The 12,848-nt window shown below is 65.0% G+C and carries 11 protein-coding genes, 1 tRNA gene and 2 pseudogenes; 11 read left to right on the forward strand and 3 right to left on the reverse strand.

Translation table 11 applies throughout. The features are described 5' to 3' along the window. Nucleotides 1-114: 114 nt before the first annotated feature. Nucleotides 115-525 (reverse strand): cupin domain-containing protein, encoded by a 411-nt coding sequence (locus HC022_RS10440; RefSeq protein ID WP_167452386.1) that lies wholly within the window; start codon nt 523-525, stop codon nt 115-117. Between the two features lie 26 nt (nt 526-551). Here HC022_RS10440 and HC022_RS10445 point away from each other — a divergent pair, with 26 nt between their 5' ends. From HC022_RS10445 to HC022_RS10465, 5 genes are all read left to right on the forward strand, one after another. Beyond that, nucleotides 552-1,358 carry an ABC transporter ATP-binding protein gene (locus HC022_RS10445; protein ID WP_167452387.1) on the forward strand — a complete coding sequence of 269 codons (807 nt, stop codon included), beginning with the start codon at nt 552-554 and terminating at the stop codon, nt 1,356-1,358. A 248-nt stretch (nt 1,359-1,606) separates the two neighbouring features. After that, nucleotides 1,607-2,047 (forward strand): GNAT family N-acetyltransferase, encoded by a 441-nt coding sequence (locus HC022_RS10450; protein ID WP_008886734.1) that lies wholly within the window; start codon nt 1,607-1,609, stop codon nt 2,045-2,047. Beyond that, nucleotides 2,044-2,907, forward strand: coding sequence for an ABC transporter permease (locus HC022_RS10455; RefSeq protein WP_167452388.1), 864 nt, complete (start codon nt 2,044-2,046; stop codon nt 2,905-2,907). The genes HC022_RS10450 and HC022_RS10455 overlap by 4 nt, the downstream gene beginning before the upstream one ends. Continuing rightward, nucleotides 2,904-3,860: an ABC transporter permease gene (locus HC022_RS10460; RefSeq protein ID WP_167452389.1), complete on the forward strand. Its 957-nt coding sequence runs from the start codon at nt 2,904-2,906 to the stop codon at nt 3,858-3,860. Before HC022_RS10455 ends, HC022_RS10460 begins: the two co-directional genes overlap by 4 nt. Nucleotides 3,861-3,892: 32 nt before the next feature. Continuing rightward, nucleotides 3,893-4,885 (forward strand): ABC transporter substrate-binding protein, encoded by a 993-nt coding sequence (locus tag HC022_RS10465; RefSeq protein WP_175583532.1) that lies wholly within the window; start codon nt 3,893-3,895, stop codon nt 4,883-4,885. Between the two features lie 236 nt (nt 4,886-5,121). Here HC022_RS10465 and HC022_RS10470 read toward each other — a convergent pair whose 3' ends face one another. Continuing rightward, complete coding sequence (locus HC022_RS10470; RefSeq protein ID WP_152335504.1) at nt 5,122-5,493, reverse strand: hypothetical protein; 372 nt, start codon at nt 5,491-5,493, stop codon at nt 5,122-5,124. A 92-nt stretch (nt 5,494-5,585) separates the two neighbouring features. On the opposite strand from HC022_RS10470, the gene HC022_RS10475 reads away from it, so the two are divergent. Further along, the gene (locus tag HC022_RS10475; protein WP_167452390.1) at nt 5,586-6,317 is read left to right on the forward strand and encodes a Crp/Fnr family transcriptional regulator; all 732 of its coding nucleotides are present in this window, start codon (nt 5,586-5,588) and stop codon (nt 6,315-6,317) included. A gap of 19 nt (nt 6,318-6,336) precedes the next feature. Here the strand turns inward: HC022_RS10475 and HC022_RS10480 are convergent, their stop codons facing one another. Next, nucleotides 6,337-7,359 (reverse strand): LacI family DNA-binding transcriptional regulator, encoded by a 1,023-nt coding sequence (locus HC022_RS10480; RefSeq protein WP_089958389.1) that lies wholly within the window; start codon nt 7,357-7,359, stop codon nt 6,337-6,339. Nucleotides 7,360-7,634: 275 nt separating this feature from the next. On the opposite strand from HC022_RS10480, the gene HC022_RS10485 reads away from it, so the two are divergent. The 5 genes and pseudogenes from HC022_RS10485 to HC022_RS10505 all read left to right on the forward strand — a co-directional run bounded on the left by HC022_RS10485 (nt 7,635) and on the right by HC022_RS10505 (nt 12,757). Continuing rightward, nucleotides 7,635-7,711, forward strand: a tRNA-Arg gene (locus tag HC022_RS10485). Between the two features lie 302 nt (nt 7,712-8,013). Continuing rightward, entirely contained in the window at nt 8,014-9,051 is a 1,038-nt protein-coding gene (locus HC022_RS10490) for a helix-turn-helix domain-containing protein (RefSeq protein WP_167452391.1), read from the forward strand. 332 nt (nt 9,052-9,383) lie between these two features. Next, nucleotides 9,384-9,997 (forward strand): annotated as a pseudogene (locus tag HC022_RS10495) (IS5 family transposase); the annotation flags it as partial. A gap of 390 nt (nt 9,998-10,387) precedes the next feature. Continuing rightward, nucleotides 10,388-11,476, forward strand: a pseudogene (locus HC022_RS10500) (IS3 family transposase). Nucleotides 11,477-11,689: 213 nt separating this feature from the next. After that, complete coding sequence (locus tag HC022_RS10505) at nt 11,690-12,757, forward strand: IS110 family transposase (RefSeq protein ID WP_167452392.1); 1,068 nt, start codon at nt 11,690-11,692, stop codon at nt 12,755-12,757. The last annotated feature ends 91 nt before the right edge of the window (nt 12,758-12,848 follow it).

A 12,848-nucleotide genomic window follows, 5' to 3' on the forward strand; every position in this document is an offset into this window, starting at 1 on the left:
TCAAGCGCGAGCCCGCCGGGGCGGTGAGCCGGGCGCTCTCGTCGTGGAAGGAACTGACCGCGCCGCGCCCGGTGCAGCGGTCGGGGATCCCTGCGAGCGGAGTCTGACTTGTCCCTACTGCGGAACGAAACGCTCGAGTTCGGGCAGGAGGACGACGCTCTCCTGCTCGTGCGGGTCGGTGCGGGCGAGAACGCTCACCACCTCGACGTCGCCGGTGTTGATCGGCAGGTGGGGCACTCCGGCGGGAATGTAGACGAGATCGCCGGCGGTGGTCTCCATCATGTTCTCGAGCTCAGGGCCCCAGTACATGACGGCGCTGCCCTCGATCACGTCGATCGCGGTCTCGTGGCTTTCGTGCATGTGGGCTTTGGCGCGGCCGCCGGGCGGGATGCGCAGCACGTGCATGCAGATCCCCTGCGCGCCGCTGGTCTCGCGCGAGATGCCTTCGAGGTAGTTGAACCCCTGCTTTCCCGCGTAGCTCTCTCCGGGGCGAAGCTTGCGGCACCGGGCGGGCGTTTCGGTCATGGCACTGTCCTTCCGGAGGCTGCGGCATGATGGATGGCACTCCGAAACCCGGCGCTGCGTCAACCGTGATCTCTGCCAGCGCGCTCAACCTGACCTTCGAGACCAACGACGGGCCGGTGCACGCGCTGCGGGACGTGAACCTCGAGGTGGGGAAGGGCGACTTCGTCTCCTTCATCGGGCCCTCGGGCTGCGGCAAGACCACCTTCCTGCGGGTCATGGCCGATCTCGAGCAGCCCACGTCGGGCACCGTCCTGGTGAACGGCGTGACGCCCGAAGAGGCGCGCAAGGCCCGTGCCTACGGCTACGTCTTCCAGGCGGCGGGGCTTTACCCGTGGCGCACCATCGGCGGCAACATCCGCCTGCCGCTCGAGATCATGGGCTACGACAAGCGCGTGCAGGCCGAGCGCGTGAAGGAGGTGCTGGCGCTGGTCGACCTCGCCGGGTTCGAGAAGAAATATCCCTGGCAGCTGTCGGGCGGCATGCAGCAGCGCGCCTCCATCGCCCGGGCGCTGGCCTTCGAGGCCGACATCCTGCTGATGGACGAGCCCTTCGGCGCGTTGGACGAGATCGTACGCGACCACCTGAACGAGCAGCTTCTGGCGCTCTGGGCGCGGACGCAGAAGACAATCTGCTTCGTCACCCACTCTATCCCCGAGGCGGTCTACCTGAGCACCAAGATCGTGGTGATGTCGCCGCGTCCGGGGCGCATCACCGACGTCATCGAAAGCACGCTCCCGCGCGAGCGCCCGCTCGACATCCGCGACACGCCGGAGTTCCTGGAAATCGCCCACCGCGTGCGCGAGGGGCTGCGGGCGGGGCACGCCTATGACTGAGCCGTGCGCCTCTTTCGTTGCGGCAAGGGAAGCCCCTGGCGCTTTCCGGCCGCCTGTGGCGCGCCAGCGATGGGCGCGGGCGGCTGGCGCGCGTTCCAGCCTTCAGGGCCACCGGTTCTCCGGCCCGTTTCGAATTTCAGGATACGGAAAGACGCCTTCATCTTCCCGAAAACATTCGAATTTTCTTTTCTGTCGCGGCTATTCCGGTCGAGTATTCGAGGAAAGATGAAGGCATGGGGAGGATCGGCATGAACACAGTGCAGCACAGCCCCCGGCTCGCAGGGCCGGATGATGTCCCGGGGATCGCGGCGGTGCTCAACCGCTGGATTGACGAGACCACCTGGATGCCAAGATCCATGCCGCCATCCGATATCGAGGATATCATCCGCACGGCGCTTCCGGACCGCAACATCTGGGTGCTCGGCGATCCGATCGAGGCCTACCTGTCGCTCGATCCGAGGGTGTCGAAGATCGGGGCGCTTTATTGCTCGCGCACCGGGGAGGGCTGCGGCAAGGCGCTGATGGACCGGGCCAAGGAAGGCCGGGATTTCCTCTGGCTCCACACCAACGTCCCGAACCTCGGGGCGCAGCGCTTCTATCGCCGTGAGGGCTTCGAACCCGTCGGCGGCGAGATCATGCCCGACCCGCCCGAGACCGTCCCCGAGATCCGCATGGAGTGGCACCGTTGAGAGCTGTCTTGCCCGTGCTGACCGTCGTCGCGGTGATCGTCGCGATCTGGTACGCGGCCGCGGTCTGGCTCAACGCGCCCTGGGCGCGGGACATGGCCGCGCGGCAGGACCGCGAGCTCGGGGCTGCGGAGCTGGTGGTCGACACCTGGAGCCAGGACAAGCCTAAGCTGCCCGCACCGCACCAGGTTGTCACCGAGCTCTGGGAAACCACGGTCGAGAAGAGCGTGACCTCGAAGCGCAGCCTCGTCTACCACGCCTGGGTGACGCTCTCGGCGACGCTGGCGGGCTTCGGGCTCGGCACCGCGCTCGGGTTCGCGCTGGCGGTGGGCATCGTCTACATCCGTGTCATGGACATGAGCGTCATGCCCTGGGTCATCGCCAGCCAGACCATTCCTATCCTCGCCATCGCGCCGATGATTATCGTGGTGCTGAACGCGGTGGGCGTCTCGGGTCTGCTGCCCAAGGCGGTGATCTCGATGTACCTGAGCTTCTTCCCGGTGGTCGTGGGCATGGTGAAGGGGCTGCGCTCGCCCTCGGCGATGCAGCTCGACCAGATGCGCACGTGGAATGCCACCAGCGCGCAGGAGTTCGTCAAGCTGCGCCTGCCATCGTCGATGCCCTACCTCTTCGCCTCGCTGAAGATTGCCATGGCCGCGAGCCTTGTCGGCGCCATCGTGGGCGAACTGCCCACTGGTGCCGTGGCAGGGCTGGGCGCGCGCCTGCTGGCGGGCAGCTACTACGGCCAGACCATCCAGATCTGGTCGGCGCTCTTCATGGCGGCTGCGGTCGCGGCTGCCATGGTCGGGCTGATCGGCGTGCTGCAGCGGGTCACGCTGCGGCGCATGGGGCTGGACCGATGACTGCGCGGGCGCTGGTCTCGCGCGCGCCGCTGGTGGCCTTCCAGATCGCGCTGGGGGTCGCCCTCGTGGCCAAGGGGCTCGTGTCCTCGGGCGTGGGCACCGCGCTGGTGACGCTGGCGCTGTTCGCGGTGTGGATCGGCGGCACGCTCCTCAACAGCTGGCTGGCGGCGCGCCCCGGCGTCTTGCGCTTCAAGGCCTTCGCCATTCCTCTGGTCTTCGGGCTCACGCTGCTGGCTATGTGGGAGATCGCGGTGCGGGGCTACGGCGTCTCGACGGTGATCCTGCCGCCGCCCTCGGCCATCGCGGTGCGGTTCTCGCACTCGCTCCCGATCCTCTGGGAGGACTTCGTCCAGACCGTGATCAAGGGCGCGCTGAGCGGCTTCGTCATCGGCTGCGTCGCGGCGCTGGTGACGGCGGTGGTGGTCGACCGCTTCGACTTCCTGCGCCGCGGCCTGCTGCCGGTCGGCAACTTCGTGGCGGCGCTGCCGATCATCGGCATCGCCCCGATCCTCGTGATGTGGTTCGGCTTCGACTGGCAGTCGAAGGCGGCGGTGGTGGTGGTCATGGTGTTCTTCCCGATGCTGGTGAACACTGTCGAGGGGTTGCACGATACCGGCGCCATGCAGCGCGACCTGATGCGCACCTATGCCGCCGGCTACTGGACGACGCTCCTCAAGTTGCGCCTGCCGGCCGCCATGCCTTTCATCTTCAACGGGCTCAAGATCGCCAGCACGCTGGCCCTGATCGGCGCCATCGTCGCTGAATTCTTCGGCTCTCCCGTCAGGGGCATGGGCTTCCGGATCTCCACCAGCGTCGGGCTGCTTGCGCTGGACCTGGTGTGGGCTGAAATCGTGGTGGCCGCGATCGCGGGCTCGGCCTTCTACGGCGCCATCGCGCTGCTCGAGAAGGCCGTCACCTTCTGGCACCCCTCGCAGCGGGGCCACGGACACTAGGACCAACGACAAGAACCAACACGGAGGTAACGATGACAACATTGACCAGACTGGGCGCCCTCGCGGCGCTGTCGCTGGCCGCAGGTGCGGCCCACGCGGCGGACGAGATGACGCTTCAGCTCAAGTGGGTGACGCAGGCCCAGTTCGCGGGCTACTACGTGGCCGCCGACAAGGGGTTCTACGAGGAAGAGGATCTCGACGTCACCATCAAGCCCGGCGGTCCCGACATCGCACCGGTGCAGGTGCTGCTCGGCGGCGGTGCCGACGTGATGGTCGACTGGCTGCCCTCGGCGCTTGCGGCGCGCGAGAACGGCGCCCCCATCGTCAACATCGCCCAGCCCTTCAAATCCTCCGGCCTGATGCTCACCTGCCTCAAGGAGCACGGCATCGAGACCCCCGCGGACTTCCCCGGCCACACGCTGGGCACGTGGTTCTTCGGCAACGAGCTGCCGCTCTATTCGTGGATGTCCAAGCTCGGCTACGCCACCGACGGTTCCGAGGGCGGCGTGACCATCCAGAAGATCAACTTCAACGTCGATCCGCTGCTCCAGAAGCAGGTCGAGTGCGCCACCACCATGACCTACAACGAGTACTGGCAGGTGATCGACGCGGGCCTCACGCCGGATGACCTCGTGGTCTTCAAGTACGAGGACGAGGGCATCTCGACGCTCGAGGACGGGCTCTACACCACCGAGGAGAACCTTGAGGACCCCGAGATGGTCGACAAGCTGGTCCGCTTCGTGCGCGCCTCGATGAAGGGCTGGAAATACGCCGAGGAGAACCCCGACGAGGCGGCCGACATCGTGCTCGAGAACGACGCCACCGGCGCCCAGACCGAAGTCCACCAGAAGCGCATGATGGGCGAGATCGCCAAGCTGACGGCGGGCTCGAACGGTGCGCTCGATCCGGCGGACTTCGAGCGTACGGTCGACGTGCTGCTGTCCTCGGGCGCCGATCCGGTGATCACCGCGAACCCGGGCGACGCCGCATGGACCCACGCGATCACGGATGAAGCGCTGAAGTGACGGACCCCGGTCGTGTCGCCGCTCTCCGGGGCGGCGGCGGGCTCTGCCAGAGGCAAAACGAATGAGGGGGTGGCTGCAACGGCCACCCCCTTTTCTGTTGATAATCAATCGTAAAAATGGTGACGCGGCCAAGGTTGGGGACGGGCTGCGCCAAACTGGGGATGGAATGCTCCCTACGCGCGGCGATTCGTAGACCGCCCCTGTGACAGGCGCGTGACGTTGCGATGAAACCGACCCTAGCGGGCGGGATTCGCCAGCATGGCGAGCAGATCCGCGGTCCGGAAGGGGCGGTGCAGCACCGCGAAGCCCGCCGACTCGCCGCGTTCCTCGGCCTCGAACCCCATCAGCACCACGCGTGCCTGCCGCGCCGCCAGCGCGCTGCCGAGCGCCGAGGCCTGCGCCGCCTCGGGCGACATCGACATCACCGCAAGCGTGATCTGCGGATGTTCGTCCAGCGCGGCAAGGGCCGCGGCCTCGTTGGCGGGCAGGACGATGCGTGCGCCGGGGTGGGATTCCTCGAGCGTACTGGCGATGTCTTCGGCAACCACGGGGTCGTGGACGAAAACGAGAAAGGAGAGCGCCGGGAACATCCGGTCATTTAGAGTCATATCGGCCTACGCTGAGAGTTCAGCTGCACTGTGGAACGAAATTGCTGACGCAGCATTAAACTGTGACATAGGCAGCGCCGAGATGGTTCCCCATGAAGATGATTTCCTGTCACGACTGCCCGCTTCACGACTGCGGGCCCTTCATTCCGCATTCCGAAGAGGAGAAGACTTTTCTGAATGGCTTCAAGGCGGGGGAGATGTCCGTCGAGCCGGGCACCCAGATCCTGCTGGAAGGATCCAACGCCCCGCAGATCTACACAGTGCTCGAAGGCATGGGTCTGCGTGAAAAGACACTCGAGGACGGTCGCCGGCAGGTGATCAACTTTGTGCTGCCCGGCGACCTTCTGGGCCTGCAGGCCGGCATCATGGGCGAGATGCAGCACACGGTCGAGGCGGTGACGCGGATGCGGCTCTGCGTGTTCCGGCGCGAGAGTTTGTGGACGCTGTTCCGCAACCGGCCCGAGCTGGCCTTCGACCTGACTTGGATCGCCGCGGCCGAAGAGCATTTCCTTGGCGAGACGGTCGCCACGCTGGGCCAGCGGGGCGGCATCGAGCGCGTGGCCTGGGCGCTGGTTAAGATCTTCCTGCGCCTGCGAGGGCTCGAGAAGGGCACCAAGGAGGCGGTGCCGATGCCCTACCGGCAGCAGGACCTCGCGGATGCGCTGGGGCTGTCGCTGGTGCACACCAACAAGACGCTCAGCCGGCTGCGCGCCAAGCGCCTTGCGGACTGGTCCGCGGGCACCCTGCGCGTGCCGGACGTGGCGGCGCTGGCCGAGGTGGCGATGACGGACCCCGAGGCCTTGCCCCGGCGTCCGTTCCTCTGAGCCCGCGCCCCGTCGCGGGTCAGCGGCGGAGCGTGTCGCCGTAGGCGATCTTGGGGCTGAGTTCGATGATCTTCTCGAACTCCGCGTCGGGGTTGTCGACCCGGGCGGCGATGATCTCGGCTGCCTTGCGACCGATCTCGGACCGACAGGCGTCCATGGTGGCGAGCTTGCGGGGCAGACCCTGCAGCAGTTCAACGCCGTTGAACCCGGCAAGGCCGATGTCGCCGGGGATGTTGCGTCCCTGCTCGAGCAGGTAGAGCAGCCCGCCAGCGCCGATCATGTCGTTGGAATAATATAGGAAATCGAGCTCCGGCTCGCGGGCAAGGATGGTCTGGGTCATCTCGCGGCCCTTGGCCAGCGCCGACCCGCCCGAGTAGAACTCCTGCTCGATCACCTCGATGCCGCCCTTAGCGAGCGCCTCGGTGAAGCCCTCGAAGCGTTTCCGGGCGCGGTAGTCGAGCGGCATCTTGGTGCCGAGGAACCCGATCTTCTGGTAGCCCGCGCGCAGGATCGCCTTGGCCATCTCGCGGCCCGCCCGCCGGTGCGATATGCCGACGGCGGTGTCGATCGGGGTGCCGTCGGTGTCCATGATCTCGACCACGGGGATGCCGCTGGCCTTGAGCATCGCCTTCGACGCCTCGCTGTGCTCAATGCCGGCAATGATCACGCCCGAGGGCCGCCACGACAGCATCTCGTAGAGCACCCGCTCTTCCTTTTCAGGCTCGTAGTCGGTGACGCCGACGACCGGCTGCAGCTCGGTGTCCTCGAGCACGCTCGAAATCCCGGCCATGACCTCGGGGAAGACCATATTGCGCATCGAGGGGATGATCACGGCCACGAGGTTGACCCTCTGGCTGGCAAGGGCGCCGGCGATCTTGTTCGGCACGTAGCCGAGCGCCTTGGCGGCCTCAAGCACCTTCGCCCGCGTCGTTTCGGAGACGTCCCCGCGGTTTCGCAGCACCCTGCTGACGGTCATCTCGGACACTCCCGAGGCTTCAGACACATCTCTCAGGGTGAGGGGGCGGGGATCGTCGTCTGCCACGGCAAGGTCTCCTCAATACAATAATTTGTTGCGATGTTAGCGGGTATTGCGCCGCAGACAAGACACGTATGGCGCGTGCCAAAAATTCCCTCAAGCGGATGACAACCGCCGCGGCAGGCGCTATGGGAGGGCCTGAAGGTCCCGTGGCTCAACCGGATAGAGCCGCCCCTCCCAAGTGGAGGGGCCGGGGCCGAAAGAAGATGGAGAGGCATACGTTTAGGAAAAGGGCAGCCTTGCGCGACCCATGTTCCGAACCGTATGAAGGTGAAAAATCAGGCCCCGTGGCTCAACTGGATAGAGCAGCCCCCTCCTAAGGGGCAGGTTACAGGTTCGAATCCTGTCGGGGTCACCACTTTTCATCTTTATATCAGACACTTACGCGCCTTGGGCGCGTGCATCCTGCAGCTTCTTGCAGGATTTTCCGACGGTTTTCGGTGCTGGATCGAGAGCATCCCGTACAAAACTCGTACAGTTGGACCGGGTTGGCTCTGCTTCAGCTGGGAGATGGACAAAGAAAAACCTCGGGCCGGCGGCAACCGGAACCGAGGCAAATTCAAAAGCAGGCACGAAATTCTGCTTCCCCAAGTATAGCGCATCGAGCAGCCCTGTCACAACGAAAATCCTTTGGCGCGACCTCCCCGATGGGAGGTTCGTATGACGCATGTGTTGACGCACCGCGGTCTGCCGGACGGGATGACCCGATGGGACCTCTACGGCCTCCTGGTGAAGGCGGCGAAGCATTTCGGCCTGACCGATACGATGCTCAAGTACCTGCGCTTCGCGATCTCTCGGACACAGGATCAGGATTATGCCGCAGGCAGTATCTGCGCCTTGTGGCCCTCGGTCTCGGAAACCGCATCGCAGCTGGAGGCGGACCCGCGCCAGATTGCCCGAGCCGAGGCGCGCTTGGCGGAACTGGGCTTCGTCGTGAAATCTATCGCAGCGCGGTGTCGGCGCTACGGCGTCAGGTCGGAAAACATCATCCGCTATGCCTTCGGCATCAACCTCGCCCCGCTCGTGGATCGGGCCCGCGAGGTCGAGGCCGCCGCGCGGAAGACTTGCTTCGAGAAGGAAGAGGCCAAGCGTCTGCGCCTTTATATCCCCAAGCTCTTGGAGCGGGTCCGAACCTCCGGGGACGCTTCCGCCGAAGAGGCCGCGGAAGTGATCCTGCCATCTCGGCGCCCCTCCCGCATCTGGCGCTGTGCGCGGCTGAAGGAGATCGCCGATGCGCTGGAAGCATTGATCGAGACGTTCGCCGACGCGTCTGTGGCAGTGGAAATGTCCGACCAGTGCGACACGGATGTCGCACCCAGGGAAGGTAGAAAAACAAACTCAAAAAGAAGTAGCAGCGGGCAGCCCGACCCCCGACTGTCCCCGGCACAGTTCTGCATTCTCGCCAGCCCAGGCTTCGAAGATGCGGTTCGGCAGTACGCGCCCCCCCCGGTGCGCCGCCGGATTGGCGCACGATCCCCGCCGCGGCAAAGGATTGGGCGCAGGTGCGGGGCATCCCGGCAGGTCTCTGGCAGCGACAGGTCGACTGCCTCGGTCCGGAGAAGGCGGCCATCTGTCTTTTCGTCGCAGATCGAAATGCCGAGCGGAACGGCAGTGCGCACCATGTCGATGACCTGCGCCGCGCGTTCTTGGGATTGGCACGCCATACCGCAGCGCGTGGTTCCGCACTTCACGGTTTGATCGGAGAGCTCCGAGGTTTGCTGCGTCAATTGCACGCCAGCGGCACCATGCCCGACGCTTCCGGTCACCCAGAGCGAATTATCGACCTCGTGGACGCGGTGCCGCATCGCTGGCGATACAAGTCCGGGGTGTTGAGCTTTGCCGCCGAGGATGCCCCGACAGAAAAGCAGCAGCGTCAGCTGATGGAGGCGTTCGAGGCCTTCGCTTGCCCGGGCCTGTCCCATGATCGCTACCGGATGATGTGGGTGAACACCCCTATCGCGGCTCGGACGGTCCGCTGCACCTGCTGGTCCCTCTCGGGACATTGCTGCGCAATGCCCTGCCGGGCAGCGGACAGCACCGGGATCAAGGTCGAGGGTGAAGGGGAGTGGAACGCCCGCAAGCACGGCGGCACGAAGCGGCGGGTCTGGCGCAAGATCGACATCGGTATCGACGAGAAATCACTGGAAATCCGGGCCGCGGAGTTCACCACCAGCGAGATCGGTGACGCCCCCATGCTGCCCGAGCTGCTCGACCAGATCCCGCCCCGGCAGGAGATCGCCACCGTCACCGCCGATGGCGCCTTCGACACGCGCAAGTGCCACGACGCCATCGCCGCCCGAGGTGCCGCCGCAATCATCCCGCCCCGCAAGAACGCCAAACCCTGGAAACCTGGCACCGCCGGAGCTGTCGCGCGCAACGAAATCCTGCGGACATCGAAGCGTGTGGGTCGAACCATCTGGCGACCCCTCTCGGCAGCATCCTGCGGATGCGCCTGCCGGGCAGTGGATGGAGCGGTTACCACCGCCGAAGCCGCGCTGAAACCAAGATGCACTGCATCAAGCTTCTCGGGCAGCGCCTGTCCGCCCGGGACTTCGACCGTCATGTTGCAGAGTTCCAGGTCCGTGTCGCCGTCCTAAACGGGTTCACCGCCCTCGGGACCCCCATCACAGAGGTCGCAGGATAGGTCTGTCCGGGGAAAGGGGAGGCCCGGCCATCACCCGATTTGTGCAACAGAGCCTGTGCTGACCTGTCGTCGCCTTCTATTTCTTACCTGGTTGGCTTGGTGCCTGATCAGCTCTGGAGGGATATCGTTACACAGGCTCTAGCATTGGCATACTTCGCTTGTGTAATTTGGCCAGCGGCGAAGATCGTCCTGGCCACTCTGATCGGACTGTATTTCCTTGCTGAGCGCATTCATCGGCCATCCGCATGAAGTCCTTTTGCCTAGATCAACTGACCGTGCAGAAATAAAGACTTTCGTAAGACACGCGGCCTCTCAGTGGTTACAAGTTGACCTGAGCCCCGTTTCTTCCTCCAGTTTGAGGTAGAGTCCGCTCCAACGAGGAGACGGACAATGAAGCGATCAAGGTTCAGCGAAGAGCAGATTATCGGAGTGCTGAAGGAGCAGGAGGCCGGGATGTCGACGGCCGACGTGTGCCGGAAGCACGGGGTCAGCAGCGCCACGTTCTACAAATGGAAGGCGCGCTATGGCGGGCTCGAGGTGTCGGATGCGCGGCGGTTGAAGGCGCTCGAAGAGGAGAACGGCAAGCTGAAGAAGCTGCTCGCCGAAGCCATGCTCGACAACGCGATCCTTAAGGATGTCGCCGCAAAAAAATGGTAGCGCCCGGTGTGAAGCGGGAGGCGGTGGCACATGCACGGGGTGAGCCAGCGCCGGGCGTGCAGGGTCCTGGCCGTGGATCGCTGCAGCGTGCGCTATCGTGGCGTGCGGCCGGACGATGCCGAGGCTCGGGCGGCGATGAAGGCGGTGGCCGCCGAGCGGCGGCGGTTCGGCTATCGGCGCATCCATGTGATGCTCGATCGCCAGGGGATCGTGATGAACCTGAAGAAGCTCAGGCGGCTCTACCGGGAGGAGAAGCTTCAGGTGCGCCGCCGGGGCGGGCGCAAGCGCGCCCTGGGAACGCGGCGGCCGATGCTGGTGCCGGAGGCGCCGAACATGCGCTGGAGCCTGGACTTCGTCAGCGATGCACTGACCGACGGGCGGCGGTTCCGGGTCTTGGCCGTGGTCGATGACTACAGCCGGGAATGCCTGGCGCTGGTGGCCGACACCTCCCTCTCCGGTCTACGGGTTGTCCGGGAACTGAAGACCCTGATCGCCCGGCGGGGGTCTCCTGCCATGGTGGTTTCCGATAATGGCACCGAGCTCACGTCGATGGCTGTCCTGGCATGGTGCCAGAGCACCGGCATCGAATGGCACTACATCGCGCCAGGCAAGCGCGTGCAGAACGGTTTCGTCGAGAGCTTCAACGGCCGGTTCCGCGACGAGCTGCTCAACGAAACGCTGTTTTCGTCGCTCATCGACGCCCGGCGGCAAATCCAGGCCTGGCAGGAGGACTACAACCATCACCGCCCACACTCGGGGCTCGGGAACATCCCGCCAGCTGAGTTCGTGGCAAAGAACAGCCTGGCAATACGTGCAGCGTAGCGCCAGACATTAACCGGCGGACTCTCCGTAAGGCCGGAGGGAAGTCGGGTCTCAGGTCACAAGGGGAAATGATTCTTTGGATGTCCGCAATCATGAAGCTGCACCGCTGCGCGCGATGAGGTGTCCAACGGCAGCTAATGGGATGTGCCGGCTGCTTCCCCCACCGTCGGGTTATCCTGGACCGGGATCATCCGCGCCAAAGGAGAAGCAGCCATGTGTGCGAAGAAGACAGGAAGCATTGAAGAGCTGGCAGTTGTCGGCATCGTTATCGGCAAGGATACCTTCCACTTGGTCGGCTGCGACCGCTCGGGTCAGGTGGTTTTGCGCAAGCAGATCAAGCGGCTCGCACTGGACGCTACGTTCGAGAAGCTACCTCGATGCGTAGTCGGGATGGAGGCCTGCCTCAGCGCCCATTTCGTCAGCCGAGGGCTGCGCGACCTGGGGTTCGATCCACGGATCATTCCGGCGATCTACGTGAAGCCATTCAACAAGGGCCAGAAGAACGACTACAACGATGCGGAGGCGATCGCCGAAGCCGCTCTGCGGCCGAACCTCCGGACGGTGACGGAGAAGAGCCAGGACCAGCTCGACCTTCAGGCCCTGCACCGGGTTCGCTCCCGGCTCGTCTCGCGGCGTACCGCAACGATCAACCAGATCCGTGCTTTCCTGATCGAACAGGGGATCGCGGTTCGCAGCGGGCTCCGCGCCTTACGCAATTCCTTCGAGACGATCCTCGAACAGCGGCGCGACGAGATCTCTGCCCGGATGCGGAACATCCTGATCGGGCTCTACGGCGATTGGCTATGGCTCGATGATCGGATTGCCGCCGTATCGACGGAGATAGAGGAGATCAGTCGAACGGAAGAGAACTGCGCGAACATCATGTCGATCCCCGGCATCGGACCGATGATTTCGACGGCCATGGTCGCGGCGGTCGGCCGGGGCGATGCCTTCGACCGGGGCCGCGACTTCGCGGCCCCGGTCGGGCTGGTGCCCCGACAGTTCAGCACGGGCGGGCGCACGATCCTCGGGCGGATCACCAAGCGGGGAAGCCGATACCTGCGCATGCTCTTCGTGCAGGCCGCCAAGGTGATCATGATGCGCCCCCACCGATGGCAGGCGTTCAGCTTCGGAGCTTGGCTCGAACGCGCCGTATCCCGAATGCCCAGGAACAAGGCTGCGATTGCCTTGGCCAACAAACTGGCCCGCACGGCATGGAGCATCCTGCGTCACGGCACGCGGTTCGACACCCCCAGGGATTTGGCCATGGAAGCGATCTGACAGCTTCCCGGTCACTAGCAGGGTGCTGAAATAGTCGGGCCTCGACGCCGGTTGCGGAACATGATTCATCTGCCGCGGATCAACGGCGGAG

It is taken from the genome of Salipiger sp. HF18, from assembly GCF_011806505.1.
GTDB lineage: Bacteria > Pseudomonadota > Alphaproteobacteria > Rhodobacterales > Rhodobacteraceae > Salipiger > Salipiger thiooxidans.

Excerpts from the sequence above, each read along its gene's own strand:
- HC022_RS10440 (WP_167452386.1), bottom strand. The coding sequence starts at position 525 with ATGACCGAAACGCCCGCCCGGTGCCGCAAGCTTCGCCCCGGAGAGAGC.
- HC022_RS10445 (WP_167452387.1), top strand. The coding sequence starts at position 552 with ATGATGGATGGCACTCCGAAACCCGGCGCTGCGTCAACCGTGATCTCT.
- HC022_RS10450 (WP_008886734.1), top strand. The coding sequence starts at position 1,607 with ATGAACACAGTGCAGCACAGCCCCCGGCTCGCAGGGCCGGATGATGTC.
- HC022_RS10460 (WP_167452389.1), top strand. The coding sequence starts at position 2,904 with ATGACTGCGCGGGCGCTGGTCTCGCGCGCGCCGCTGGTGGCCTTCCAG.
- HC022_RS10465 (WP_175583532.1), top strand. The coding sequence starts at position 3,893 with ATGACAACATTGACCAGACTGGGCGCCCTCGCGGCGCTGTCGCTGGCC.
- HC022_RS10470 (WP_152335504.1), bottom strand. The coding sequence starts at position 5,493 with ATGACTCTAAATGACCGGATGTTCCCGGCGCTCTCCTTTCTCGTTTTC.
- HC022_RS10475 (WP_167452390.1), top strand. The coding sequence starts at position 5,586 with ATGAAGATGATTTCCTGTCACGACTGCCCGCTTCACGACTGCGGGCCC.
- HC022_RS10490 (WP_167452391.1), top strand. The coding sequence starts at position 8,014 with ATGACGCATGTGTTGACGCACCGCGGTCTGCCGGACGGGATGACCCGA.
- HC022_RS10505 (WP_167452392.1), top strand. The coding sequence starts at position 11,690 with ATGTGTGCGAAGAAGACAGGAAGCATTGAAGAGCTGGCAGTTGTCGGC.